This is a genomic window from Amycolatopsis sp. lyj-23 (assembly GCF_046549135.1).
Taxonomy (GTDB): domain Bacteria; phylum Actinomycetota; class Actinomycetes; order Mycobacteriales; family Pseudonocardiaceae; genus Amycolatopsis.
Window position 1 is genome coordinate 19,780 of sequence record NZ_JAJPWN010000030.1, and the last position, 24,596, is coordinate 44,375.

At 70.8% G+C, this 24,596-nt stretch carries 24 protein-coding genes; 14 read left to right on the forward strand and 10 right to left on the reverse strand.

The genetic code is table 11. The features are described from left to right. Positions 1-191 precede the first annotated feature (191 nt). Positions 192-2,153, reverse strand: coding sequence for a hypothetical protein (locus ACLJPY_RS47605; protein WP_410597619.1), 1,962 nt, complete (start codon positions 2,151-2,153; stop codon positions 192-194). Further along, positions 2,150-3,547 carry an ATP-binding protein gene (locus tag ACLJPY_RS47610; protein ID WP_410597620.1) on the reverse strand — a complete coding sequence of 466 codons (1,398 nt, stop codon included), beginning with the start codon at positions 3,545-3,547 and terminating at the stop codon, positions 2,150-2,152. The genes ACLJPY_RS47605 and ACLJPY_RS47610 overlap by 4 nt, the downstream gene beginning before the upstream one ends. A 101-nt stretch (positions 3,548-3,648) precedes the next feature. Between ACLJPY_RS47610 and ACLJPY_RS47615 the strand changes: the two genes are divergently transcribed. Then, complete coding sequence (locus tag ACLJPY_RS47615) at positions 3,649-4,446, forward strand: hypothetical protein (RefSeq protein WP_410597621.1); 798 nt, start codon at positions 3,649-3,651, stop codon at positions 4,444-4,446. Positions 4,447-4,456: 10 nt separating this feature from the next. Further along, positions 4,457-5,215, forward strand: coding sequence for a class I SAM-dependent methyltransferase (locus ACLJPY_RS47620; RefSeq protein ID WP_410597622.1), 759 nt, complete (start codon positions 4,457-4,459; stop codon positions 5,213-5,215). 209 nt (positions 5,216-5,424) lie between these two features. Here the strand turns inward: ACLJPY_RS47620 and ACLJPY_RS47625 are convergent, their stop codons facing one another. Continuing rightward, the gene (locus tag ACLJPY_RS47625; RefSeq protein WP_410597684.1) at positions 5,425-6,468 is read right to left on the reverse strand and encodes a ferrochelatase; all 1,044 of its coding nucleotides are present in this window, start codon (positions 6,466-6,468) and stop codon (positions 5,425-5,427) included. Positions 6,469-6,555: 87 nt separating this feature from the next. On the opposite strand from ACLJPY_RS47625, the gene ACLJPY_RS47630 reads away from it, so the two are divergent. Together ACLJPY_RS47630 and ACLJPY_RS47635 are read left to right on the forward strand one after the other, a co-directional pair. Then, positions 6,556-7,137 (forward strand): TetR/AcrR family transcriptional regulator, encoded by a 582-nt coding sequence (locus tag ACLJPY_RS47630; protein ID WP_410597623.1) that lies wholly within the window; start codon positions 6,556-6,558, stop codon positions 7,135-7,137. Between the two features lie 68 nt (positions 7,138-7,205). Continuing rightward, a complete protein-coding gene (locus ACLJPY_RS47635; RefSeq protein ID WP_410597624.1) occupies positions 7,206-8,366 on the forward strand; it encodes a Cmx/CmrA family chloramphenicol efflux MFS transporter in 1,161 nt (386 codons plus the stop codon). A 3-nt stretch (positions 8,367-8,369) separates the two neighbouring features. On the opposite strand, the gene fabI is transcribed toward ACLJPY_RS47635, so the two are convergent. The 3 genes from fabI to ACLJPY_RS47650 all read right to left on the reverse strand — a co-directional run bounded on the left by fabI (position 8,370) and on the right by ACLJPY_RS47650 (position 10,586). Then, on the reverse strand, positions 8,370-9,137 hold the full coding sequence (gene fabI, locus ACLJPY_RS47640; protein WP_410597625.1) for an enoyl-ACP reductase FabI: 768 nt from the start codon (positions 9,135-9,137) through the stop codon (positions 8,370-8,372). 35 nt (positions 9,138-9,172) lie between these two features. Then, positions 9,173-9,877, reverse strand: coding sequence for a 3-oxoacyl-ACP reductase FabG (gene fabG, locus ACLJPY_RS47645; RefSeq protein WP_410597626.1), 705 nt, complete (start codon positions 9,875-9,877; stop codon positions 9,173-9,175). Positions 9,878-10,256: 379 nt separating this feature from the next. Beyond that, complete coding sequence (locus ACLJPY_RS47650; RefSeq protein WP_410597627.1) at positions 10,257-10,586, reverse strand: hypothetical protein; 330 nt, start codon at positions 10,584-10,586, stop codon at positions 10,257-10,259. A 3-nt stretch (positions 10,587-10,589) separates the two neighbouring features. Here ACLJPY_RS47650 and ACLJPY_RS47655 point away from each other — a divergent pair, with 3 nt between their 5' ends. Together ACLJPY_RS47655 and ACLJPY_RS47660 are read left to right on the forward strand one after the other, a co-directional pair. Further along, entirely contained in the window at positions 10,590-11,288 is a 699-nt protein-coding gene (locus ACLJPY_RS47655) for a helix-turn-helix domain-containing protein (RefSeq protein WP_410597628.1), read from the forward strand. Positions 11,289-11,432: 144 nt separating this feature from the next. Beyond that, complete coding sequence (locus ACLJPY_RS47660) at positions 11,433-12,080, forward strand: hypothetical protein (protein ID WP_410597629.1); 648 nt, start codon at positions 11,433-11,435, stop codon at positions 12,078-12,080. 456 nt (positions 12,081-12,536) lie between these two features. Here ACLJPY_RS47660 and ACLJPY_RS47665 read toward each other — a convergent pair whose 3' ends face one another. From ACLJPY_RS47665 to ACLJPY_RS47680, 4 genes are all read right to left on the reverse strand, one after another. Beyond that, positions 12,537-13,397, reverse strand: a complete 861-nt coding sequence (locus ACLJPY_RS47665; protein WP_410597630.1) for a hypothetical protein — start codon at positions 13,395-13,397, stop codon at positions 12,537-12,539. A gap of 494 nt (positions 13,398-13,891) precedes the next feature. Beyond that, the gene (locus ACLJPY_RS47670) at positions 13,892-16,027 is read right to left on the reverse strand and encodes a bifunctional DNA primase/polymerase (RefSeq protein ID WP_410597631.1); all 2,136 of its coding nucleotides are present in this window, start codon (positions 16,025-16,027) and stop codon (positions 13,892-13,894) included. Between the two features lie 96 nt (positions 16,028-16,123). Then, entirely contained in the window at positions 16,124-16,477 is a 354-nt protein-coding gene (locus tag ACLJPY_RS47675; protein ID WP_410597632.1) for a hypothetical protein, read from the reverse strand. Beyond that, positions 16,477-16,719, reverse strand: a complete 243-nt coding sequence (locus tag ACLJPY_RS47680) for a hypothetical protein (protein WP_410597633.1) — start codon at positions 16,717-16,719, stop codon at positions 16,477-16,479. Before ACLJPY_RS47680 ends, ACLJPY_RS47675 begins: the two co-directional genes overlap by 1 nt. Before the next feature lie 410 nt (positions 16,720-17,129). On the opposite strand from ACLJPY_RS47680, the gene ACLJPY_RS47685 reads away from it, so the two are divergent. From ACLJPY_RS47685 to ACLJPY_RS47720, 8 genes are all read left to right on the forward strand, one after another. Beyond that, positions 17,130-18,392: a tyrosine-type recombinase/integrase gene (locus ACLJPY_RS47685; protein ID WP_410597634.1), complete on the forward strand. Its 1,263-nt coding sequence runs from the start codon at positions 17,130-17,132 to the stop codon at positions 18,390-18,392. 226 nt (positions 18,393-18,618) lie between these two features. Further along, positions 18,619-19,959 carry an MFS transporter gene (locus ACLJPY_RS47690; protein ID WP_410597635.1) on the forward strand — a complete coding sequence of 447 codons (1,341 nt, stop codon included), beginning with the start codon at positions 18,619-18,621 and terminating at the stop codon, positions 19,957-19,959. A gap of 31 nt (positions 19,960-19,990) precedes the next feature. Then, positions 19,991-20,659 carry a response regulator transcription factor gene (locus ACLJPY_RS47695; RefSeq protein ID WP_410597636.1) on the forward strand — a complete coding sequence of 223 codons (669 nt, stop codon included), beginning with the start codon at positions 19,991-19,993 and terminating at the stop codon, positions 20,657-20,659. A gap of 3 nt (positions 20,660-20,662) precedes the next feature. Continuing rightward, the gene (locus tag ACLJPY_RS47700; protein WP_410597637.1) at positions 20,663-22,057 is read left to right on the forward strand and encodes a sensor histidine kinase; all 1,395 of its coding nucleotides are present in this window, start codon (positions 20,663-20,665) and stop codon (positions 22,055-22,057) included. Further along, entirely contained in the window at positions 22,054-22,998 is a 945-nt protein-coding gene (locus tag ACLJPY_RS47705; protein WP_410597638.1) for a TAXI family TRAP transporter solute-binding subunit, read from the forward strand. Before ACLJPY_RS47700 ends, ACLJPY_RS47705 begins: the two co-directional genes overlap by 4 nt. 196 nt (positions 22,999-23,194) lie before the next feature. Beyond that, positions 23,195-23,617 carry an acyl-CoA thioesterase gene (locus ACLJPY_RS47710; protein WP_410597639.1) on the forward strand — a complete coding sequence of 141 codons (423 nt, stop codon included), beginning with the start codon at positions 23,195-23,197 and terminating at the stop codon, positions 23,615-23,617. 4 nt (positions 23,618-23,621) lie between these two features. Continuing rightward, positions 23,622-24,077, forward strand: a complete 456-nt coding sequence (locus tag ACLJPY_RS47715; RefSeq protein ID WP_410597640.1) for a tRNA (cytidine(34)-2'-O)-methyltransferase — start codon at positions 23,622-23,624, stop codon at positions 24,075-24,077. Positions 24,078-24,086: 9 nt separating this feature from the next. Next, positions 24,087-24,596 carry a hypothetical protein gene (locus tag ACLJPY_RS47720; protein ID WP_410597641.1) on the forward strand — a complete coding sequence of 170 codons (510 nt, stop codon included), beginning with the start codon at positions 24,087-24,089 and terminating at the stop codon, positions 24,594-24,596.

A 24,596-nucleotide genomic window follows, 5' to 3' on the forward strand; every position in this document is an offset into this window, starting at 1 on the left:
CCGGTTGCGCGCGCTCCGCAGGCGCAGGTCCCCGGCAGGCGCAAGCCCCGGCGGGGACCGCTGCCGACCGGGCGCGGGCGCCAGAGCCGGTCAGCCGCAAGGGTCCCAGGCGAACCCGAGCCCCGGGCCGCCGCCGGTGCCCCACGAGCGCAAGTCCCCGGCGGGCGCGCGGGGTGCGCGCCCGCCCGGGATCAGCGTCGCGTGCGCAGGTAGTCGCCCACCACCGCCGCGCCGAGGCCGTCCAGGTCCGGGGCGATCACGCGGCCGCCCGAGCGGCGGGCGATCAGGTCCACGAACGACGTCAACCGGGGGTCGTCGCCGAGGCGGAACACCGAGATCGATGCTCCCAGCTTGGCCAGCCGGTCCACTTCGGACAGTGTCTTGTGGAGGGTCCGGGGCTGGGGCGGGTAGTCGAAGACCGCTTCGCCGTCGGGCTCCAGGTGGGCCGTCGGCTCGCCGTCGGTGACCATCAGGACCACCGGCTGGGCGTCCGGGTGCCGGCGCAGGTGCTGGCCGGCCAGCAGCAGCCCGTGGTGGGCGTTCGTGCCCTGCTCCCACGCGCCCTCCAGGCCGACCAGCTCCGGCAGCTCCACCGACTGCGCGTAGCGGCCGAAGGTGATCAGCTGCAGGGCGTCGTTGCGGAAGCGGGTGCTGATCAGCTGGTGCAGTGCGAGCGCCGTGCGTTTCATCGGCAGCCAGCGGCCCTCCGACACCATCGACCACGACGTGTCGACCAGCAGCGCCACCGCCGCGCGCGTCCGGTGCTCGGTCTCGACCACCTCGACGTCCTCGACGTCGAGCCGCACCTGCCGCTCCCCCACCGACACCGACCGCAGGACGGCGTTGCGGATGGTGCGCGGCACGTCCCAGGGCTGCATGTCCCCGAACCGCCACGGCCGCGACGCGCCGGTGGGCTCGCCGGCCGCGCCCGCCGACTCGGTCTCGCGCTCGCCGGTCTTGCCGCGCAACGCGTTCACGATGTCGGACAGCGCCGTTTCGCCCAAGCGCCGCAACGCCTTGGGCGACAACCGCAGCGACCCATCGGCGGCCCGTTCGAACAGGCCCTGGCGGCGCAGCTCGCGTTCCAGCTCGGCCAGCCGGCGCGCGTCGACGCCGGCGTCCTTGCCGAGCTGACTCTCGAGCGCCTCCAGGTCGATGTCTTCCAGGCGGGCGCCCGGGTAGGACTGGCCGAGCTGCTCGGCCAGCGCGTCCAGCTCCGCGAGGTCCTGCATGGCCTGGGCACCTTCGCCCATGCCGAGCGGGTTCTTGCCGCGGAAGCGCGCCGAGCCGGTCCAGTCCTCGCCCGGCCGCGCCGCCTGCAGCTGACTGTCCAAGCGGGACAGCTGCTGCGCCAGGCGCGGGTCGCCGAACGCCTGCTGCGTCAGCTCGGCGAGTTCCGCGCGCTGCTCGGCCGACATCGAGTTGAGCATCCGCTGCGCGGCCGCCGACCGTTCCGCGAGCGCGTCGATCAGCTCTTCGACGTTCTGCGGGTTCTCCGGGAAGAACTCGCCGTGCTTGGCCATGAAGTCTTCGAAGCGCTGCTGGACGTCCTCGGCGCCGCGGGCGTGGGCGTCCAGGAGGTCGTTCAGGTCGCCGAGCATCTCGTTGATCCGCTCGACGTCCTCGGGCCCGGCGTTCTGCAGCGCCTGCTTCATGCCCTGGAACCGGGACTCCATCAGCTCCCGGCCGAGCAGGTCCCGGATCTGCTGGTAGTTCTCCCGGCCCTGCTCGGAGCGCCAGTCGTAGTCCGCGAGCTCGTTGACGGCCGCCGCGGTGCCCGGCGGCAGCGCGTCGAGCTGGGCCTCCCGGAACCGGGCGTCGTCGTCCGGGTCGGGGAACAGCGCCCGCCGCTCGGCGTCGAGGGCCTCCTGCAGCAGGCGCTGGACCTCCTGCAGGGTGCCGTCGAGGTTGTTGCGCCGCTGGATCTGCGAGCGCCGCTGCCACAGGCGCCGGGTCAGCTCGTCGAGGCCCGCGGTGCGGTTCGTGCCGCGCCGCAGCATCTCCTCCAGCGCGGCGCGGGGCGAGGCCCCGGCCATGACGTCCCGGCCGATTTCGTCGAGGGCGTCACGCAGGTCGGCCGGCGGCGCGAGGGGGTCCGGCCCGTCGTGCCACGGGCCGTAGGAGTAGCCGTCGGGGAGCGGGACCGCGGTCATCGGCCGTAGACGGTCGTCGTGTCGTCGGAGTCCTTCGCGAGCCTTCGCGACAGGAACAGCGATTCGAGGGCGAGTTCGACGGCGGCCGCGATCCGGCCGGCGGGTTCGTCGGCGGCGACGCCGGCCCGCCGGGCGACCTCGTGCAGCACCGGCAGTTCCGGCAGGGCTTCGAGGACGTCCTTGCCCGGCACGCGCTCGCCGGTGGAGACCAGGTGCCCTTCGCCGACCGCGTCGGCCAGCGGTCGCAGGTCGAGGCCGGCGAACCGGTCGCGGGCGGTCTCGGCGATCGCGAGGCGCAGCAGGTGCACGAGGTGCTCGATCTCGCGGCCTTCTTCGCCCGGCTCGAACTCGATCTTGCCGCGCAGCACCGACGGGACGGCGTCGAGGTCGACCGGGCGGGCCACCGCGGGCTCCTCCCCGGTCAGCGCCGAGCGCCGCAGGGCCGCGGCCGCCACGGTCTCCGCCGCGGCCACGGCGAACCGCGCCGAAACGCCGGAGCGCTGGTCGATCACCGTGGACTCGCGCAGGTTGCGGACGAACCGGGCGAGGACCTCCAGCAGCGGCTCGCCGACTTCGGCAACGAGGTTGGCCTCCTGCTTGACGACCGCCACTTCCGCTTCCACGTCCAGGGGGTAGTGGGTGCGGATCTCGGCGCCGAAGCGGTCCTTCAGCGGGGTGATGATCCGGCCGCGGTTGGTGTAGTCCTCGGGGTTCGCGGTGGCGACGAGCAGGACGTCCAGTGGCAGCCGCAGCGTGTAGCCGCGGACCTGGATGTCACGCTCCTCCATCACGTTGAGCAGCGCGACCTGGATGCGCTCGGCGAGGTCGGGCAGCTCGTTGATGGCGACGATGCCGCGGTGCGCGCGCGGGACGAGCCCGAAGTGGATGGTCTCCGGGTCGCCCAGGCTGCGGCCTTCGGCCACCTTCACCGGGTCGACGTCGCCGATCAGGTCACCGACGGAGGTGTCCGGCGTGGCGAGCTTCTCGGTGTAGCGCTCGGAGCGGTGGCGCCAGGCCACCGGCAGGTCGTCGCCGAGTTCGGCGGCGCGGCGGATCGACGCGGGCGTGATCGGCTGCAGCGGGTGTTCGCCCAGCTCGGAGCCCTCGATCACCGGCGTCCACTCGTCGAGCAGGCCGGCCAGGGTGCGCAGCAGGCGGGTCTTGCCCTGGCCGCGCTCGCCGAGCAGGACGACGTCGTGGCCGGCCAGCAGCGCGCGTTCGAGCTGCGGCAGCACCGTGCGGGAGAACCCGACGATGCCGGGCCAGGCGTCCTCGCCCGTCCTCAGGGCGTGGAGGAGGTTGTCGTGGATCTCTTGCGCGATCGGGCGCGGCTCGTACCCGGCCGCGCGCAGGGCCCCGGCGGTGCGGGGAAGAGCGTCTGGAACAGCGTTCACCCGTTCGACGCTACTGCCGGATCGGCGGCCCGTCGACGTGGAGCGGCTCCAGCGTGCCCGCCGGACCCGGCCCGGCGGGCAAGCCGGTAAAATAGGGCGTCGTGTGCCGTCCCAGTGCGACTTTCGCCGTCTGGTCGAGCGCGTGGCTCAACGGGGCCGCCGCGTCCGACGATGTCCTCGATGCCCTGCTCGCGTGGGGTGAGGCCCACGACGTCGTGGCCGCCGACGCAGCCGCGGCCGAGGCGTTCGCGCTGCCGCTGGCCTTCAACCGGGCGGCCACCCCGGTGCAGCTGCTGATGGCGCTGCGTTCGCAAGGAGCGAAATCGCTGCTGCTGGTCCTCCCCGTCCCGGGCGACGTCCGCGGCCTCGGTGGCGGTGGCCCGTTCACCGAAGCGGCGTTGCGCTCCGGCGACGCCCTGGTGCTCCCCGACCTCGGCTTCGGGCTCGTGCCCGAGCCGATCGCCGAAGGCCTCGTCCGCTGGACGGTCTACTCCCTGGCCGCCCCGGCGACGCCGGAGTACGTCGGGCTCGGCGAGGCCGAGCACGGGCTGACCGACGCCATCCGGGCCAGCGCCGGGGCGTTGCAGACCCTGGACGTGGCTTCGGACCGGCCCGGCGTGCGCGCGGAACTCTCGGCGCACCTGCGCTCCCGGCCGGACGTCGACTGGCCCGCGGGGACACCCGGGCGTGCCCTGCGGGTGCTGCAGCGGGCCGAGGAGATCGCGGCGATCCTGGCGATCGCGTCGTCGGACGACCCGGGCGGGGCGCTCTCGGCGTCGGCTTCGACGCTGCGGGCGCAGGCGTTGCGGCCGCTGTCGGACGCGGTCCGGACGGCTCGCTGCGCGGCGGTCAACGAGGCGGTGCGGGTGTTCGCGGAGCAGACGGCCCGCGAAGGCTGAGCGTCCCGCGATGCCGGACGACACCTGGGCGGCGGTGGCCGACGACTTCGCCGAGGGTGCCTACGCGTCCGTGAAGGGGCGTGTGCGCACGTACGTCATGCACCGGCAACTGCTGGAGCACCTGCCCGCTCCGCCCGCCTCGGTGCTCGACGTCGGTGGCGGTGCCGGTCACCAGTCGCTCCCGCTGGCGCGGGCGGGCTACGACGTCACCCTGCTCGACTCCTCGGCGGCGATGCTGGCCAAAGCCCGGCGGCGGCTCCCGGACGAGGTGACGCTGGTGGAAGCCGACGGCGCGGAGGCCTCGGAAGCGGTCGGCGGTCGGCGCTTCGACGCCGTCCTGTGCCACGGCGTGCTCGGGTACTTGGCGCAACCGGAGCCCCTGCTGGACCAGCTGTGCCGGTGCGCCGCGCCCGGCGGTCTCGTCTCGGTCATGACCGGCAACGCGGACGCGGCGGCGGTCCGGCCCGCGCTGGAAGGCCGCTGGGAGGACGCACTGGCGGCGTTCGACGCCCGCACCGAAATCGGGGTTTTGGGCCTGCCGACCCGCGCCGACACCGTGGCGGAACTCGGCGCCGCTCTTCGCCGCCGCGGGGTGGAACCCCTTGCGTGGTACGGGGTCTGGCTGTTCGTGGACTGGCTCGACCTCAGCGGCGCCGGACCGGACCCGGCCGAAACCGAGCGCGTCGCGGCCGTCGAGTTCGAGGCCGGCCGGCGGGATCCCTACCGCCGGCTCAGCCGCGCCTTCCACCTCGTGGGGCGCCGGTCCTGACAGCGCGCGTTCTAGGGTCGTTGTCAGCAGGCCGCCTCAAGCGCCCCAAGGCGGCCTTCGGTGCGTGGAATCAGCACTGCGGCGCGAAGCGCCTCCGTTGAGGGTGGTGGCGGGGGGCATGGATGGAGCAACCAAGGCCACATCGGGGCGCTCGTGACCCGCGCTCGGGCCCGGCTCGCTGAGCGTCACCGAACCTGCGGCGCGCGACGCTAGCGGCCCGGGCGCTTCGCCGGTTCGCAGCAGCCGATCGCGCAGGGAGCCCCGTTGACCGTGCAGCCCGCCACCGGGAACGACGACAGCTTCCGCGGTTCCACCCCGTGCGTGTGCTCGCGGATCAGCTCGACCACCAGCTCGGCGAACCGCGGGTCGCCGCCCGCCGTCGCCGCGCGGGCGAACGCCATCCCGTGCTCGGCCGCGCGTTCCGCCGCTTCGTTGTCCAGGTCCCAGATCACCTCGAGGTGGTCGGACACGAACCCGATCGGCGACACGACCACCCCCGGCACCCCCGAAGCGTGCAGCGCGTCGATGTGGTCGACGATGTCCGGCTCCAGCCACGGCACCTGCGGCGGCCCGGACCGGGACTGCCAGACGACGTCGTACTCCGCGATGCCGGCCTCGGCCGCCACCAGACGGGCCGCCTCGGCGATCTGGCGCGAGTAGCGGCGGCCGCCTTCCGACGGCGGGCCCGAGGCGCGGTCCGCGCTTTCGGGCACCGAGTGCGCGGTGAAGACCGTGCGGACGCCGGGCTCGTCGCCCAGCGAGGCGTGGGCCGCGCGCACGCCGTCGGCGACCGCCGAGACGAACAGCGGGTGGTCGAAGAACTGGCGGATCTTCACCAGTTCGGGGGCGCCGGCCCCGACGGCCGCGCGGGCGCGCTCGATGTCCTCGTCGTACTGGCGGCACGCCGAGTAGCCGCCGTAGGCGCTCGTGGGGAACACCAGGACCCGCTGCGCGCCCTCCGAGGTCAGCGCGGCCAGGGTGTCCTCGACCATCGGGTGCCAGTTGCGGTTGCCGAAGCGCACCGGCAGCTCGATGCCGGCCGCCGCGAGCTGCTTCTCGACCGCGGCCATCGCGTCGCGGTTCAGCCGGTTGATCGGCGAGACCCCGCCGAAGTGCTGGTAGTGCTCGGCGACTTCGAGGAGCCGCTCGCGCGGCACCCCACGGCCCCTGGTCACGTTCTCGAGGAACGGCATGACCTCGTCGGGTCCTTCCGGACCGCCGAACGAAAGCCACAGCAACGCGTCGTATCCCACCTCCGACATCTTGCCGATGTGGCGGCCCGCACGCCGATCCGGGCCGGTTATGAATCGTTCAGTACAAAACCGTGGTACGGTCCTCGCATGGCCAGGCCACGGGAGTTCGACGAGACCGCCGCCGTCGAGAAGGCGATGCACGCGTTCTGGGAGCGCGGCTACGAAGCCACCTCGACGCAGGACCTGTGCGCGGCCACCGGGCTCGGCCGCAGCAGCGTCTACAACGCCTTCACCAGCAAGCGAGCCCTGTTCGAGCGCTCGCTGACGCACTACACCCGCACCCAGCTGGACAAGCGGCAGGCGATCCTCGACGGCCCGGGCACCGCGGCCGAGCGGCTCGCCGCGGTTTTGGACAGCGCGATCCAGGACGACCTCGAAGAGCGCCGCCGGGGTTGCCTGGTGGTCAACACCCTGGCCGAACTCGGAATGCCCGACGACGAAGTGGGCGCCGCACTGCGCGCCGACACCGACCGGAACCTGGCCATGTTCACCGAGTGCGTCCGCGAGGGCGTGCTCGACGGCAGCCTCCGCGACGGCCTGGACCCGGCCGAGGTCGCGGAGTTCCTGCTGAGCACCACTTCGGGTCTGCGCGTGATGGCCCGCCGCGGCACGAGCCCCGGCAGCATGCACGCCGTCGCGGACATCGCCCTTTCGGCCCTCGTTCGCTGAGCACCGCACGACCGCGACGAAACCTGCCCTGATTTTGAACTGACCGATACACAACCGGGAGGGACCTCATGCCCCTGGCCGTCTTCGTCCTCGGGCTCAGCGTGTTCGCGCTGGGCACGTCCGAGTTCATGATCACCGGCCTGCTCCCCGGCATGGCCGCCGACCTGCACGTCAGCATCCCCGACGCCGGGCTGCTGATCTCCGCGTTCGCCGTCGGCATGGTCGTCGGGGCGCCGCTGCTGGCCATCGGCACCCTGCGCCTCCCCCGCCGCCGCACGCTCCTGGTGCTGCTGGCCGTGTTCGCCGTCGCGCACGTCGTCGGCGCCCTCGCCGAGGGGTACGCGCTGCTGTTCGCGATGCGGGTCGTGGCCGCCTTCGCCTGCGCCGGGTTCTGGGCCGTCGCACTGGCGACGACGATCGCGCTCGTGCCGGTGGACCGGCGCGGCCGCGCGATGGCGGTGCTGGTCGGCGGCCTGACCGTGGCGAACATCGCCGGGGTGCCCGCCGGCACCTTCCTCGGCCAGCACGCCGGCTGGCGGACGGCGTTCTGGGCGGTGGCGGTGGTGACGCTGGTCGCGGTGGCCGGCGTCGCGCTGCTGGTGCCGGAGACCACCGGCGACGCGGTGGGCGTCCGCCGCGAGCTGCGGCTGTTCCGCCGGGGCCGGGTCTGGCTCGCGCTCGGCGTGATCGCCCTGTGCCAGGCCATGATCTTCGCCGCGTTCAGCTACCTGGCGCCGCTGCTGACCGAGACCGACGGCCTGCCTGCGCAGTGGGTGCCGGGGGTGCTCGCGCTGTTCGGCGTCGGCGCGCTGATCGGGATCAGCGCGGGCGGCCGGCTGGCCGACCGGCGGCCGTTCGCCACGCTCTACGGCTGCGTCGCCCTCGCGCTGGCCGCCTTGCTCGTGCTCGCCCTCACCACCGACGCGCTCGTCGCCGTCGTGGCCGTGCTCGCCTTCGGCGTGGCCGGGTTCGGGGCCAACCCGGCCCTCAACCTGCGCGCCTACCAGGCCGCCGGTGACGCGCCGACGCTGGTCGGGGCGAGCACGACGTCGGCGTTCAACGTCGGCAACACCGCCGGGCCGTGGCTCGGCGGGGTCGCGATCGACGCCGGGCTCGGCTTCCCGAGCGTCGCCTGGACCGGCATCGCCCTCGGCCTCGCCACGGTGGTCGCGCTCACGGTCGCCGCCGCCGTCCAGCGCAGCGACGACCGTGAGCTCGCGACCGTGTGAGGCTCAGACGCCGAGGAAGTGGACCCCGCCGTCGACCATGATCATCGAGCCGGTGGTGGCGGGGAGCCAGTCCGACAGGACCGCGCAGACGCTCTTCGCCACCGGGTCCGGGTCCGTGCTGTCCCAGCCGAGCGGCGCGCGCTCGCCCCAGCCGTCCTCCAGGTCGACGAAGCCCGGGATGGACTTGGCGGCCATCGTCTTCATCGGGCCGGCGCTGACCAGGTTGACGCGGATGCCCTGCGGCCCGAGCTCCTTGGCCAGGTACCGGTTGACCGACTCGAGCCCGGCCTTCGCGACGCCCATCCAGTTGTAGACCGGCCATGCGACGCGCGCGTCGAAGTCCATGCCGACGTACGACGAACCCCGGCCCAGCAGCGGCAGGCAGGCCTTCGCCAGCGACATGTACGAGTACGTCGAGATCTCGATCGCGGTCTTGACGTCTTCGGCGGGCGCGTCCAGGAACGGCGCGCCGAGGCAGGTCTGCGGGGCGAAGCCGATCGAGTGCAGCACGCCGTCGAGGCCGTCGACGTGCTCGCGGACCTTGTCGGCGAGGCCGTCGAGGTGTTCTTGGTTGGTGACGTCCAGCTCGATCACCGGCGCCGCTTCGGGCAGCCGCTTGGCGATGCGCTCGACCAGCGACATGCGGCCGAAGCCGGTGAGCACCACCTTGGCGCCCTCCTGCTGCGCGATCTTGGCCGCGTGGAAGGCGAGCGACGCGTCGGTGATGATGCCGGTGATCAGCAGGCGCTTGCCTTCGAGCAGTCCGGGCACGGGTCCTCCAAGTCTTGTTCGGGTGGTGCGGGGAGTCAGTGGCCGAGGCCGAGGCCGCCGTCGACGGGCAGCACCGCGCCGTTGACGTAACCGGCTTCGTCGGAGGCCAGGTAGCGCACGGCGGCGGCGATCTCCGACGGCTCGGCGTACCGGCCGGAGGGCACCTGCGCGAGGATCTCCTTCTTGCGCGCCTCGGGCAGCTCGTCGGTCATGTCGGTGTGCACGAACCCGGGCGCGATCACGTTCGAGGTGATGTTGCGCGAGCCGAGCTCGCGGGCCAGCGAGCGCGCGAACCCGACCAGGCCGGCCTTCGACGCCGCGTAGTTGGCCTGCCCGGCCGAGCCGGAGAGGCCGACGACGGAGGAGATGAAGACGAACCGGCCCCACTTGCCGCGCAGCATGCCCCGGGAGGCGCGCTTGGCGACCCGGAAGGCGCCGGTCAGGTTGGCGTCGACGACGCGCTCGAACTGCTCGTCGCTCATCCGCATCAGCAGCGTGTCGTCGGTCAGGCCGGCGTTGGACACGAGGACCTCGACCGGGCCCTGGTGCTCCTCGACGAGCTTGAACGCGGCGTCGACCTGCTCGGTGTCGGTGACGTCCGCCTGGACCCCGAAGAGCCCTTCGGGCGCGCCCGAACCACGGTGCGTGACGGCGACCCGGTGCCCCTGCTCGGCGAGGTCCCGGGCGATCGCCAGACCGATGCCCCGGTTGCCCCCGGTGACCAGAACCGACCGTCCCACTGTGTTCTCCCTCTTCGTGAACTCCTGCGCGGCTGCCGCGCACGAGGTTATCGGCACTGCCCGCGGGTCGTGCACCCGCGCCCGGGCTCGCCGCGACCGTCCTAAGCGGGTGTTATCAACGCGCCATCGCGTGCGACCGCGCCGACCAGCCGATCGTTTCGGAGGAGGCGCGGACGCGGTCCGCCGGATAAACAGAACTCAATCAAAGAACGCACCGGTAACCCAACGGTCACCGGTGCGTTCTTCCACACAACTGGTCAGGTAACGGGAGCGGTGCAGACCACAGAGCGTCACTGGGATGGCTCGTCGTCGACGACGACGATCACGCCGTCCTCGTCCTCCGTGATCTCGGTGCCGTCGTCGCGGATCCACCAGCCCATCACGTCCTCCGCCTGATCGGGCTTGGAGCCATGCCGCGCTCTTGACGATAGATCCGCTCGCAGTTCGGGCACTGGTGCGGAACGCCGCGCGCCGTCCGGTTGGCCACCGACTCGAACGCCGCTGACCCCTGGATGCCGCAGAGCATGACCAGCGGCTGGCCGGGGTTCGGGATCGCGGTCAGCCGCGTGCGATGCCAGAAGCCGTCGATCACCGGGTGCACGGCGCTCAGGTCCACGTGGATAACGGCGGGCATCAGCTCTCCAGTTCGACGGCTCACCTCTGTAGCATCGCCAGTGCACAGCGTGAGTTGAACGGGATAGGTGTCCACAGAATGTCCACACCCGAGACCGTGCCCGGGTACCGGCTGCGGGCCGAACGCGAAGGCGTCGGCTTATCCCTAGCTGAGATGGCTACCCGAATCAAGTTCTCGAAGTCGCTGCTCGGCATGGTCGAGAATGAGCAGCGCGCGGCGACGCCGGAGCTGATCGCGGCATACGAGAGGGTGTTGGGCGTAGACATGTGGCGGAAAGACATCACCCACAAGAACCTGCTGATCGTTGACAAGGCGAGCCGCGCGACCCTGCTGGCCGGCGTCGAGAAGGGTGATCCAGGTCCGCTGCGCACCACGCCGACCGCGCACCGAACGGACGTCAGCTTGGGTTCGGTCGTCTCGGAGAAGGCCGCCGAGTGGTTCCGCCGCTGGGCCGTCGAGGGTGACACGGCGACGCTACGCACGAACTCGCTGTCCGTGATCGCGAAGCTGCCCGGCAAAGAGAATGCCGACCTCGTCATCCAGGTGTTGGAGAACGACCCGAAGGTTCGACGGCTGATCGTCGCGTCCGAGATCTCCCGACTCACGCAGCTCGACTGGAAGACCGCGCTCGCCGGTGCCGACGATCCGACGACCATTCCCGAACCGCGGAAGCTCGCACCCAAGCTTGCCAAGGGCGCGATCCAGCCCAAGGGCACGGAGTCACGCTGGGCTTGTACCTACCTCCTGACCCGGATGGTCTCGGTCCTCGGACGCTGATCACCGAGCCCCGTCGATCGTCGGCGGGGTGACCGATCGTCATCTTCGTGTTACACATGGTGGTGTACTTATGTCATCGCTTTTGGTTGCGTAGTCACGCAGCGTCACCACGACGCCGCGGACCACTGACCAGAGGAACAGACGATGACGACGAAGCAGGCCAAGACCGGCGACCCTCGCGCCGACCGCGCGCAGACCGAGAACCCGCCCAAGAGGGCACGACGCACCCGTACGGCCGTCGCGACGACGCGGGCGTCGCGACGACCGGGCGCGACGGAGACGGCCGTCCAGACGAAGCCTGAGCAGCAGCCCGGCACCGAACTGGTCCCGGCGACGACCACCGCGGTCACCAAGCGGATGCCGCCGAAGCGCGAGGGTCGACCGATCGCGGACGAGAAGATCCGGAAGTCGATCGCCGTCCGGCTGATGCGGGCGAAGGAAGCCGGATGGACACGACCGCAGATCGCGTCCTTGATCAGCATCGAGGGTACGAGCGGCGAGTACGCCGTCTGGCGCTTCCAGGAATCCAGCCGCGGCGGCTACGCGGAGCACGTCGACGCCATCGAGACCGCGCTGACGAACATCGAAACCGGCCTGGCGAAGCTGCCTGAACGCACAATGCGCGTCGCAGCCGGACCGTCGAAGGCACAGCTCGTCGTCGACATGCAGACGATGCAGAACACGATCGAGTCTGTCCGGTCGCTGCTCGACGCGGTCCTTGGCCGTCCGAAGGTGACCGCGGCGGAGAAGAAGCTCGCGGCGTCCGTGCTGGACGCGCTCGGCCAAGAGTAGCCCACGATCTGCGGCGCGCGGCCGCGAAAACGACGGGCTTCGGCCAAGTCGGGGAGTGAGTCCGCGCGCCGCACCCCAAGAGATGGCCCGCTCGGTGTTCGCGCACCGGGCGGGCCGTTTCGCGACTTCTGCGAGGAGAAGAAGCGAATGTTCATCCTAGCTTTCGGCGCAAGATGGGCGGACCGGTGGCGAAGCCGTCCGGTCCGCCAACGCAGACCGCGACGTCCAGACATCCGCGCCCCGTGGTGGGTCCTCTGGGTGCTGATCGTCGCGACGGTCGTTGCCATCGCGTACGCGATGTGGATCACGTTCGGTGGGGCGTCTCCCACGGGCAACTTTTCTATGACTAGCTTTCCCACAAGACGGGTCCGCTTTGGACGGTCTACATCGGACCCGAGCAATGGCATCGAAAGAACTGCACGGCTTCATTGTTTTAATGAGGCCGTGCAGTTCCTGCTACTGCGGGTCATAGATTCGTTGGAGCATCGGGTTCTTGTAGGGAACGTCCGATGCGGACGGACGGAGCGGCGCGACCTTGGCCGGCCGCGGCGGCACGGGCGGAGGCTCTGGGTCGGCGTCCAGCTCCGCAACCAACTTGGCTACCTCGTCTGGGCTCAGCTCGCGCACGTCTGGATTGTCGACGACCTCAGCATCGACAGGCCCTGAGTCCTCGTCTGCGACGTCGGCCGGCCAGGCCGGTACGTTGACGCCGGACGTCCCCTCAACCAGCGCCACGGCCAGACTCGGGGCGGGAGGGTCGGGGATCTCGTGCCCGGTCACGGCGGCGTGCGCGGCCTCCAACATCCAGCGGGCGAACGCCTCGTGAAACTGGATCGCGCGTGCGTACGCCTGCGGACTGGTCCGCGAATCCGGTAGCGGCACCAAGAACTCCATCAGCTTGTCCTTGATCGCGACCAGCGCGCCGGCCACCACCTCCCCGCTGAGGGCGGCGTCGGCCCGCGCCTTGTCCAGCACCAGCTTGGTCACGCCGATGTCCATGGCCAGCTTGTCGGCGCGCAACGCGGCCGTCGCGGTATCCACGGCCTTCTGCACGTTCGCCGCGGTGAACCCGCCCTCCTCCATGGCGACCAGCCGTGCGTCCTGCGCGATCGCGTCCAGCGTGTGCACGTGATCCAGGACGGCCTCCGTCAACGGGCGCGGGTTCGCGCGCATCAGTTCCGCAAGTGTCAGGCGCTGCAGGGCTTTCTCCTTGATGTGCGGTGCGTTGCCCAGGTGAAGACGACAGACCGTCGTGCCCGGCCGGGCCCAGTTGCCGCACCGGTTCCCGGTCCGCCGCGACGTCGCGACGCACTTCATCGGCGCAATTGCTCGTGCTCGTGGCATTCCAGTTCCTAACCGCTGATTAGGGACAAATCACCACAACCAGCAGGTTTGCAATTAGCTTCAACTAAAGATAAAAGAGCAATTCACGTGTTATCCAGCGTGGCATTCGCACGCATTCTTCATTATAGAACAATGGTAACCGTGCAAGGCGTCTACTTTGGACTCTGGCGCCCGGGCTCTCTCCGAGCTCTCCGGCGTTCCGCACCGGCCGGCCATCGTCCGTCTCGTAGATGGAATCGAACAACGGGTTGTATAGACGTCGCGCCCTCTCGATTACATCGAGAGAGGGCGTTCCGCTGCTCGTCTGGTTGAGGATGTAATTTGATCACTCAATCGCATCTTTCCCGAGGTCAGTCCGGATTTCCGGCGATCGGGTTGAGGATGCGATCGAGACGTTCGATCGGACGGAGATGCGGTTGAGAGCGCGCCGATGAAGATCCAACCCGATCTCCGGCCGGCGGTCGCTCTCACAGCCCGTCCAGGCCCGGCATGTCGTCCGCGGCCAGCCGATCGAACAGCTCGGCCGCACCCGGCATCGGCACCACCTTCTGGTACGTCTTGCGGCGGCCGTCGGCACGCCGGCCGACGTGGTCCTCCGACCGGACCAGCTTCTTCTCCCGCAGCCACTCCAGGGCCGCCCGCCGCTGCTTCTCGGTCCCGTCGAAGTCCTTCTTGTTCTGGGCGAGGTGCGTCACCGCCGGTGGCTCCTCGTCGTCGGCGTGCTCCAGCAGGTAGCGCCACATGCGGTGGGTCACCGCCTGCTGGTCGGTCAGCGCCCGCCGCTGCTGCCGCTCCTCCGTGGTCAGCTGCTCGTCGGTCACCGGCACGAACACGCACGACGAGACCGGGTCCCCGTCCTCGTCGAGCCCGAGCTCGACGACCTCGAGGCGCGCCGTCGCGAACAGGCCGTCCTCGTCGTCGCGCTGCTTCTCCAGGTAGAGCTTCAACCGGCGCTCCTCACCCTGTCCGGAGCGCTTGACGTGGATCCGCGTATCCGCCAACGCGTCCACGGCCATCGACCCCAGGAAGGTCCCCTGCCGGTTGTCGTGGTGGATGACGACAATCGCGGCTCCGGTCGTGTCCTTGAGCCACAGGGCGTTCTTCAGCGCCAGCGACATCTCATTCTGCTGGTTGGCGTCCGCACCGGCCACCGACAGCATCCAGGGGTCGACGACAACCAGGCCGTAGCCACCCGCCGTGATCATCTCGGCGAGTTCGTTCAGCTTGTCGGCGTCGACGTTGGTCAGCGGCAGGGGCATCGGCAGGATGTCGATCCGGCCGCGCAGGTCATCCAGCGTTATCCCGCGCAACTTCAACCAGGCGTCCCGACGCTTCCAGACACGGGACGCGCCCTCGCCGTAGAAGTACACGGCCCGCGTCGGCCGGCCGGTCCGGTGCCCGCACCATCGTGCGAAGTCGTCGCCCTCCAGGGTGACGTGAAGCGCCAGGTCGAACGCGCAGAACGTCTTCCCGACGCCGGGTGCGGCGTGGATGAAGGTCAGCCCCGGCCGGTAAACCACGTGCTTGACCAGGTACTCGTCCTTCGTCTTCAGCTTGTCGACGTCGGCCAGATCGAGGACGCCGGAGGAGGTGCGTACTTCCACGTCTGCGGACGGGTCGGTCTCGGGGTCCTCCGCCGACTCGCGGACCCGGAACGCCTCGATGATCGGCGTCAGCTCCGCCGCCGCCGCGGCCCGGCCATCCGGCTTCGACGCCTTCACCTCCGCCCACTTCCGGTCGGCGTGCTCCGGCGTCCACGGCTCCCTGCCCGGCTCGTTGACGAACTTCGCGACGACGGCCCGGAGCTGCGGTACCGCCAAGGAGTCCGTCTGACCACGCGCGCGCAGTGAGCACGCGGCCCGATAGAGCAGGTCGTCCTGGTGGCCGGCCGGGATCGCATCCGCGGCCAGCACGCCGTACCAGTCGAACTCGTCGCCGTCGTTCGCCGCGCCCAGGGTGGCGAGACCCGCACCTCGGGCCACGAGACCATCTACCACGTCCGAACGGGCGGGAGCCGCCGCGACGGTCCAGGTGTAGGTGCCCTCGGGTCGCCGCGAAGGACTCAGGACGGCGATGCCGTTGTGCTTGACGTCGATGCCCTCGCCCAGGTCGCCGCGGACGCGATCACCGACCCCGTCGGCGGCGAAGAAGACGTGAGCACCGTCCGGATCGGATGGCGTCGACTGGCTGAGGCTGATGGGCATCGACTCGTCGAACCAGACCGGCCAGCTCTCGTAGGCCAGGCCGTCGTGCCGCGGGTCGACGTCGATCACGTAGAGGCCCGAGGCCGCGGGGTGAAGCCCGATGTTCGCGTCCGGCCACCGCGCCCACCATGCGCGGATCTTGTCCGGATCGGACGTCGCGTCGTGGTGCCCGTGACCGTCCTCGCCGCACTCCATGCGGCACCCGCTGGACCAGCCGCCGCGAGAGCATCGCTCGATGATCGGGATCTTCTTCCCAACCTGGAGCGGGAAGACCTTCCAGCCCAGTCGTTCGGCGTAGAACAGTGCCGCGTCGGCCAGCGGGAGCCCCTGAACTTCGGCGCAGATGGCCGGCCAGTCGGCTTCACCGAGAGCGCCATCAGCGTAGGGCGTACTATTCACAGCGAGAGCCTTTCGATTTCGCCGGTCGATGGTTATCTTTGAAAGCGACCCCGCCTGCTGCGGGGTCGCTTTTTCGTTGCGAACGCTACGCGCGCCTCACGGCCATGTTCCGCGGAAGTCGCAGTCAGACTCCAAACACACCAGTTCCATCGACGTGCCGTCTCGATCACGGTCGATGCCGAACTCGATGCCGCCACACGTAGGGCATTCGAACGGCACCATTCCGTGACGCTTGGCGTCGCGCCGTCGAGTCGCCGAACGGCGGTGGGGTGGGAGTTGGGAGTCACGGATCTTCCGCCGGTATGCCTGCGCCTGCCGGATGTCCTCCGCTGTCGCATCTTCACGCTTTACCCAGCGTGCGCCATCGACGCAGATCATTTCCCTGAACGAGTCGGCGGCCCGCTTCCGCCACGAAGTTCCTTGCGACTTCGGCTCGCGTGGCTCACTCATCAGTTCACCTCCGAGCCTTCGTCGATCCCGAGCACGCGCAGCAACGGCGCGATGGGAACCACCCACCGGCGCTTGCTGATCTTCAGGACCTCGACCGGGAACTGCTCGGTGCGCGCGGCGTGATACGCCGCTCCCCTGGTCAGGCCGAGAATCTCGCCGGCCGTCCCGACGTCGGTCACGGTGCCGAGCGCCCGGACTTCCTCGGGCGTCCACCTCTTCAAGCTTTCCATCGCCTTCGGCATGGTCTTCCCTGTCTCACAGGGTCCACAAACGACGACGACCGCCAGGAAGAAGGGCCTACCCGCCTCACCGAGGTGGTGCGAGCTTCTTCCTAGCGGTCAGTGGTCGTAAATCCTGGCGCCCGCCTCGCTGGTGAACCAGCGGTACGTGCAGCAACGTAACCGTACCACAGATTTGGACAACGTACTATTAGATCGTTGGACGCACGATTTAATGGCACTTTTTCGTCAGCCCTAGGAGTGTGAGGAATTTGAGATCAAGGGGAAGTGTGTCTTGGGTCTGTGACTGCCCGTCGACGAAGGGTAAGCACGACCGTTTCATCCGGACGGACGGTGCCGAAGGCGCGCCCTGTCTGAAGCCGAACAAGCCGCATCACCGGAAGTGGTGGTGGGCGATCCGGCTGGACACCAGCGTGCGCGAGGACCACCAGGTCCAGCGGCACGGCTACGACACCAGCACGGCGGCCACGAAGGCGCTGGAGCACGTTCGCGAACTGCTAGACGTGGCCGGCCACGACGACCGGACGCGCGTCCGCATCGCCGACATGATCGTCGAACGGACCAAGCACCGCGGCACGTTGCCGTCTGTCGAGGAGGCCCGGCGGAAGTTCGGGGCGGGCATCGACCCGACCGCGCCGACGATGTCGCTCGACGAGTTGATCGACGATTGGCTCAAGTCCAAGCGGAAGCTCAAGCCGCGCTCGAAGGACGACTACCGTGCCGGGCTTCGCGTGTTCAGCGCGCATCTCGGCTCCATGTCCGTCGACCGCATCACCGACGAGCACATCGCCGACGTCCTGGACTTCTACGACGCCCGCAACGTCGAAATCGAAGAGGCGCGCGAGGCCGGGCTTCCGGTACCTATCGACGAACTGGATCCCCGGACTTCACCGAAGATCGTGTCGACCAACACCCAGGGTTACTACTTCGGCCTGCTGCGGATGTGCCTGGACCACGGCAGGAAGCGGCGCCGCTTGATCGCGTACAACCCGTGCAACGGCATCGAGCTTCCGGAGCGGACGCGCTTCGACGCCACCGTGTGGGGCCGAGACGAGGTGATCGAATTTCTCGGACGGACGGCAGCCGACCGGTTGCACTGCCTGTACCGCCTCGCCCTGCTGGCCGGCCTCCGCCGCGGCGAGGTGTGTGGTTTGCGGTGGTCGGACTTCGCGGATGACTACCGCACCGTCACGATCGCGCGCAGCGTGCGCTACGTCAGCCGGACCGACGTCATCGCCGGTGGCACGAAGAACGAGGCGTCCGCGGCCGAGGTGTCCATCGACGAGACGACGGCAGGTCTGCTCAAGAAGCTGCACCGCCAGCAGCGCCGCGAGCGGCTCGCCGCCGGTGTCGCGTGGCGCGGCGCGCCCGACCCGGCGGACGACTGGGTCTTCACCGCGCTGGACGGCTTCCCGGTCCGGCCGTCCGGCGTCGCCGACACGTTCAAGCGGCGCGCGGCCGAGCTTGGCCTGTCGGTCATCCGCTTTCACGACGCGCGTCACACGCACGCGACACTGATGTGGGAAGCGGGAATCGACTCGAAACTTGTGAGCGCACGTTTGCGCCACAAGTCGGAGCGAACCACCCGTGAGATCTACACCCACGTCCGGCGTGCGGTCCGCGACGACGTGGCGACGCAGGTGGTCAACTTCGTCTTCAACGAGAACGCCGTGTAGTCGATCCATACCCAAACGTGACTCAAACAATCGACGACGAATCCAGAGGCGCACAGTGATCTTACGTAGCTGACGATGCCGTCCGACCTGCGAAAACGTGATCTTACGTCCGCCTATGTGCGTCGCAGTGAACGAGATCGCCCTAAGCGGGTGTTAGGAACTGCCTCCCGACCTTGCTGGTTACCCGCTGGTTGGTCACCGTGAGTCGCAACACAGGAGGTCGACGATGACAACCCGGCTCAACGGCGCCGCCGCTCACCAGCACGGCGGCGAAAAGCGCGTGATCGGCAACGTGCTGCGCGGCTCGATCGGGAACTTGATCGAGTGGTACGACTGGTACGCCTACGCGGCGTTCACCACCTACTTCGCCAAGTCCTTCTTCCCGACGTCCGACACCACGGCCGCGTTCCTGGGGTCCGCGGCCGTGTTCGCCGTCGGGTTCCTCATGCGGCCGCTGGGCGGCTGGATGCTCGGGCGGTTCGCCGACCGGTTCGGCCGCCGCAGGGCGCTGGTGCTTTCGGTGACGCTGATGGCGGGCGGCTCGCTGCTCATCGCCGTCACGCCGAGCTACCACACCATCGGGATCGCCGCGCCGATCCTGCTTTTGACCGCCCGGCTGATCCAGGGCCTCTCGGTCGGCGGCGAGTACTCCACCTCGGCGACCTACCTGTCCGAAGTGGCCACGCCCGGCAAGCGCGGCTTCTACTCGAGCTTCCAGTACGTGACGCTCTACGGCGGCCAGCTGCTCGCCCTGGGTCTCCAGCTGGTCCTGCAGGCGCTGCTCACCGAGCAGCAGCTGACCGCGTGGGGCTGGCGGATCGCCTTCGGCGTCGGCACGGTCGCCGCGCTCACCGTCATGTGGCTGCGCCGCGGCATGGACGAGTCCGAGAGCTACACGCGCGAAGCGGGCGCGGAAACCACGGCTGAACGCGGCACGCTGCGCGCGCTGGCCAAGTACCCCAAGGAGATCGCGCTCGTCGTCGGCCTGACCCTCGGCGGCACGGTCGGGTTCTACACCTTCGCCACCTACAGCCAGAAGTTCCTGGAGAACACCGCGCACATCCCGCGGCGGCAGGTCACCGTCGTGCTGTTCTGCGCGATCCTCGTGGCGGCGATCCTGCAGCCGCTGGCCGGCCGGCTGTCCGACCGGATCGGCCGCCGCCCGTTGCTGCTGTTCTTCGGCATCGGCGGCACTCTGCTCACCGTCCCGCTGATGACGGTGATGGGCTCGACCCGCAACCCCGTCGGCGCGTTCTTCCTGGTGCTGGCCGGGCTCGTCATCGTCGCCGGGTACACCTCGATCAACGCCATCGTGAAGGCCGAGCTGTTCCCGACGAAGATCCGCGCCCTCGGCGTCGGGCTGCCGTACGCGCTCACCGTGGCGATCTTCGGCGGCACCGCCGAACTGATCGCGCAGGCGCTGAAGAGCGCCGGGCACGAGCCGGTGTTCTTCTGGTACGTCGCGGGCTGTGTCCTGGTGTCCCTGATCGTCTACGGCACAATGCGGGAAACCTCGAAGAGCTCCGAGCTGGCGGAACAGCGGGAAGAGCAGCCGGCGAAACGCTGAGAAGGACGCTGGGAAGAACGCTGACAAGGGGATGACCGTGCGCGTGCTCCTCGTCGAAGACGACGCGGGTGTCGCCGGTGCGCTGGCCGAGTCGCTGCACGCGCGCGGTCATCCCGTCACCAGCGTCGCCCGCGGGGCCGATGCCCTGCACCACCACCGCGCGGCCGATCTGGTGCTGCTGGACCTCGGCCTGCCCGACCTCGACGGCCTCGACGTGCTGCGCAAGATCCGGGCCGTTTCGCCGGTGCCGGTGATCGTGCTGACCGCCCGCGGCGACGAGCGGTCCGTGGTCCGCGGCCTGCGGCTCGGCGCGGACGACTACCTCACCAAGCCGGTGCGGCTGGCCGAGCTGCTGGCCCGGATGGACGCGGTGGTGCGGCGGGCGGTGGCCCGCGCCACCCCGGCCGGGGACGTCGTGCGCGTCGAGGACGTCGAGATCGACCTCGGGGCCCGCCGGGTCCTGGTCGCCGGGCACGACGTCGGCCTGACCACCAAGGAGTTCGAGATCCTGGCCGTGCTCGCCGCGCGGCCGGGCACCGCGGTGAGCCGCCAGCAGCTCATGGACGAGGTCTGGGGCGACGCCTACCTCGCGGTGTCGCGCTCGCTCGACGTCCACCTGACCGGGCTGCGCGCCAAGCTCGACCGGCCGGGCCTGCTCACCACCATCCGCGGCTTCGGCTACCGGCTCGGCCGGGACTGACCCGTGCGCACCCGGCTCCTGGTGGTCCTGGTGGCCCTGGCCCTCGCGGTGGTCGCCGCGTTCGCCGTGCCGCTGCTGGGTTCGACGGCCGACCAGCGCACCCAGCAGCTGGTCATCGCCCGCACCGCCGACGTCGACCGGTTCGTCGTGCTGGCCCAGCAAGCGGTCGACACGCGCGACCCGGCGGCCCTCGCGGGCGACGCGGAGCGCTACGCCGAGTTGTACGGCGAAGGCGTCGTCATCGTCGACGCCCGGCGCGTCCCGCTGGTGCAGGCGGGCGGGCTGAGTGCGGGTGACCCGGCGGTGCGGGCCCTGGTGGAAGCGACCATGCGCAACGAACCGGCACCGCGGGTGGACCGGGTGGACCCGTGGTCGGCCGAACCGGCCTACTTCGCCCGGCCCGTCGGCACCGGCACCCGGGTGTCGGGGGTGGTCGTGCTGCGCGCGTCGGTGACGGCCGCGGCCGCGGACGTCGCCGCCCGCTGGGGCACCATCGGCGCCGGTGCGGTGCTGGTCGCGGTGGTGTTCGTGCTGCTCGCCGTGGTGCTGGCCCGGTGGATGGTGCGGCCGCTGCACGAACTCGAAACCGGCGTGCTGGCCGTGGCGGACGGGCACCGCGCGCACGTGCCGGAACGCACCGGGCCGCGCGAGCTGCGGTCGCTGGCCGCCGAGGTCAACCGGATGTCCGAGGCCGTGCTCGAAGCGGCCGACCAGCAGCACCGGCTGGTCGCCGACGCCTCGCACCAGCTGCGGAACCCGATGGCGGCGCTGCGGCTGCGCGTCGATTCCCTGGCCGGGCGCATCGACGGCGACGACGCGACCTACCGGGCGACCGTCGCCGAGGTCGAACGCCTGGAGAAGCTCCTCGACGGGCTGCTGGCGCTCGCGCTGGCCGAGAGCACCGCGACCCGCGTGGCGGCCGGGGGCGCGGTGCCGGCGTGCGACCTCGCCTCGGTGCTCGCCGAACGCGTCGACGCGTGGCGCCCGGCCGCCGAGGACGCGGGGTCGACGATCGTGCCGCCGCCGGGGCACGACGAGCCGGTGACCGTGCGCTGTCCGGAAGGCGAGCTCGCGCAGATCCTCGACGTGTTGCTGGACAACGCCGTCCACTACGCCGGCGCCGGCGCGAAGATCACCACGGACTGGGAAACCGGCGCGTCGAGCGCCACGCTCGTCGTCTCCGACGACGGGCCGGGACTGTCCACTGAGGACCGGGCGCGGGCGACAGAGCGGTTCTGGCGCGCGGGCGGCGAAGGCGCCCCGCGCGGGACCGGTCTCGGGCTGGCCATCGCGCAGCAGCAGGTGCGCACGCGCGGCGGGGTCCTGGAGCTGCGGCAGGCGCTCCCCCACGGCCTCGAGGTCCGCGTCACGCTGCCGCTGCAGGAGGAGCCGGGATGACGCTCACCCGCCGCACGGCCCTGCTCGGCGGCCTCGGCCTCGCGCTGGCCGGGTGTTCGACGTCGGGCTACCGCGGCCCGGAACGCACGCTCACCATTGCGGCCGGCGAGCGCGGCGGGTTCTACCTGGCCTTCGCCGAGCTGCTGGCCGCCGAGCTGAACCGGGCGGAGCCGCTGCTGCACGCCACCGCGGTGCCGACCGAGGCGAGCGTCGCCAACGTCGGGCTCGTGCAGCGGGGCCGGGCCGACCTCGGGCTGGTGCTCGCCGACGTGGCCCAGACGGCGCTCGGCGGCGGACCGCCGTTCGCCGGGAAGGTGCCGCTGCTCGCGCTCGGCCGCGTGTACGAGAACTACCTGCAGCTGGTGGTCCGGGCGGACGGACCGGTGCGCGGCCTGGCCGACCTGGCCGGCCGGGCGGTCTCGCTGGGCGCGAGCGGCTCGGGCGCGGCGCAGCTGGGCTCGCGCCTGTTCGCGAAGGCGGGCGTGGCGGTGGACGCGCGGCACCTGCTGTTCGACGACGCGGTCCGCGCGTTGGCCGCCCGCCGGATCGACGCCATGCTGTGGTCGGGCGGGGTCCCGACGCCGAAGCTCGCGGAGCTCACCCGCACGACGCCGATCGCGCTGCTGCCACTGGATGCGGTGGTCCCGGCGTTGCGCGCGGCGTACGGCCCGGTGTACGACCAGGTCCAGGTGCCGGACGGCGCGTACCGCGGGGTGGGCGCGCTGAGCACGATCGGGGTGGCGAACCTCCTGGTGTGCACCCCGTCGCTGCCGGACGACGTCGCCGCGGCGGTGGTCCGCCTGCTGGTGGAGCGCGCCACGGCGCTGGTCCCGGCGGAGGCGGTCGGGACGCAGTTCCTGGACGTGCGCACGCTGATCGGGACCCAGCCGGTACCCCTGCAACCGGGAGCGGCGGCCGCGTACCGGGCCCTGCACGGCTGACACGCTTCGACACCGCTACCCGGTCACGCTCGCCGAACCCGAGCCCGCCGCCGGGGCGGGGCTTCCCCACCCGGCACTCCTCTCCCCCGGCCCCGAGCAGCCGCGCCGAGCACGCACCGCGGCAGCCGCGCAGCGGCCCGGACCACCGCGCGGCGGCCGCGTACCGGGCCCTGCACGGCTGAACTACATTGGGCGCGTGACCGCTCCTCGCCGCCCGATCGCCGAGTTGCCGCTGCGTGTGCGCTACCACGAGTGCGACGGCCAGGGCATCGTCTTCAACGCCCACTACCTGGCCTATGTGGACATGTGCTCCTTCGAGGCGGAGAAGGCGCTGTTCGGCTCGCGCGGCGAATTCCTCGCACACGGCACCGACGTCGTCGCCGCGGAAGCGAACCTCCAGTTCCGGGCGCCCGCCCGGTACGACGACGAGCTGGTCGTCGCCCAGTACCTGAACCACCTCGGCACGACGTCGCTGGTCTTCGACTTCGAAATCCACCGCGGCGAGACCCCGATCGCGGCGGCGACCATCCGGTACGTCTTCGTCGACCCGGCCACGCTGCGCCCGGCCGCGCCGCCGGACGCGGTCCGCAAGGTCTACGCCGCGCTGCTCGGGGACTGAGGCCGTGTTCCGCATTCTCTTCTACCGCCCCGAAATCCCGCCCAACACCGGCAACGCGATCCGGCTGGCCGCCAACACCGGCTGCGAACTGCACCTGGTCGAGCCGCTCGGCTTCACCCTGGAGGACAAGCAGCTGCGCCGGGCCGGGCTCGACTACCACGACCTCGCCCGCGTCCACGTCCACGCCGACCTCGCCACCGCCTGGGCCGCCCTGCTCCCGGCGAAGGTGTACGCCTTCAGCGCTTCGGCGACGCGGCTGTACACCGACGTCGCCTACACCCCGGGCGACGTCCTGCTGTTCGGGCCGGAATCGGTGGGGCTGCCCGCCGACGTCCAGGAGGCCCCCGAGGTGACCGACCGCGTGCGGCTGCCGATGCGGCCGTCGAACCGGTCCCTCAACCTCGCCAACACCGCGGCGATCACCGTCTACGAAGCCTGGCGCCAGAACGGGTTCCGGTAGGTTCGCCGGATGCGACAGCAGTTCCTGGGGGCGCTCATCGGCGCCGCGTTCGGCACGGTCTTCGTCCTCGTCAACTCCGGTGACCCGCTCCCGCCCGTGCTCGGCTGGGTGCTGCGCGCCCTCGCCGTGGCCGCGCTGGCGGCCGTGCTCTTCCTCGGGCTGCGGGCCGGGGGCCGGCCGACGCTCGACGGGCGGCCGGTGTTCGGGCCGAGCTACCGGGTCGTCGTCCTCGGTGAAGTGGTGCTGCTCGTCGCCGGGTTCTTCGTGCTGAGCCTGCTCGACGCGCCGGTCCAGGCGAACGTCGCGTGGATCGCCACGGTCGTCGGGCTGCACTTCGCCGCGCTCGCGTGGGCGTGGAAGGCCCGCTCGATCCTCGTCGTCGGCGTGGTCCTCACCGCGCTGGGCGTCGCCGGTCTCGTCCTGCTCGGCAGCGCCGCCGCGTGGGTGCCGTTCGTCAGCGGCGTGCTGTCGGGGGTGACCCTGCTCGGCGGAAGCCTCCACGGCGTCCGCCGAGCCTGA

What these genes read in the sequence shown, in the direction of transcription:
- ACLJPY_RS47605 (WP_410597619.1), bottom strand. Translation starts at nt 2,153, where the DNA reads ATGACCGCGGTCCCGCTCCCCGACGGCTACTCCTACGGCCCGTGGCAC.
- ACLJPY_RS47620 (WP_410597622.1), top strand. Translation starts at nt 4,457, where the DNA reads ATGCCGGACGACACCTGGGCGGCGGTGGCCGACGACTTCGCCGAGGGT.
- ACLJPY_RS47630 (WP_410597623.1), top strand. Translation starts at nt 6,556, where the DNA reads ATGGCCAGGCCACGGGAGTTCGACGAGACCGCCGCCGTCGAGAAGGCG.
- ACLJPY_RS47635 (WP_410597624.1), top strand. Translation starts at nt 7,206, where the DNA reads ATGCCCCTGGCCGTCTTCGTCCTCGGGCTCAGCGTGTTCGCGCTGGGC.
- ACLJPY_RS47655 (WP_410597628.1), top strand. Translation starts at nt 10,590, where the DNA reads ATGTCCACACCCGAGACCGTGCCCGGGTACCGGCTGCGGGCCGAACGC.
- ACLJPY_RS47660 (WP_410597629.1), top strand. Translation starts at nt 11,433, where the DNA reads ATGACGACGAAGCAGGCCAAGACCGGCGACCCTCGCGCCGACCGCGCG.
- ACLJPY_RS47665 (WP_410597630.1), bottom strand. Translation starts at nt 13,397, where the DNA reads ATGAAGTGCGTCGCGACGTCGCGGCGGACCGGGAACCGGTGCGGCAAC.
- ACLJPY_RS47675 (WP_410597632.1), bottom strand. Translation starts at nt 16,477, where the DNA reads ATGAGTGAGCCACGCGAGCCGAAGTCGCAAGGAACTTCGTGGCGGAAG.
- ACLJPY_RS47680 (WP_410597633.1), bottom strand. Translation starts at nt 16,719, where the DNA reads ATGCCGAAGGCGATGGAAAGCTTGAAGAGGTGGACGCCCGAGGAAGTC.
- ACLJPY_RS47690 (WP_410597635.1), top strand. Translation starts at nt 18,619, where the DNA reads ATGACAACCCGGCTCAACGGCGCCGCCGCTCACCAGCACGGCGGCGAA.
- ACLJPY_RS47695 (WP_410597636.1), top strand. Translation starts at nt 19,991, where the DNA reads ATGACCGTGCGCGTGCTCCTCGTCGAAGACGACGCGGGTGTCGCCGGT.
- ACLJPY_RS47705 (WP_410597638.1), top strand. Translation starts at nt 22,054, where the DNA reads ATGACGCTCACCCGCCGCACGGCCCTGCTCGGCGGCCTCGGCCTCGCG.
- ACLJPY_RS47720 (WP_410597641.1), top strand. Translation starts at nt 24,087, where the DNA reads ATGCGACAGCAGTTCCTGGGGGCGCTCATCGGCGCCGCGTTCGGCACG.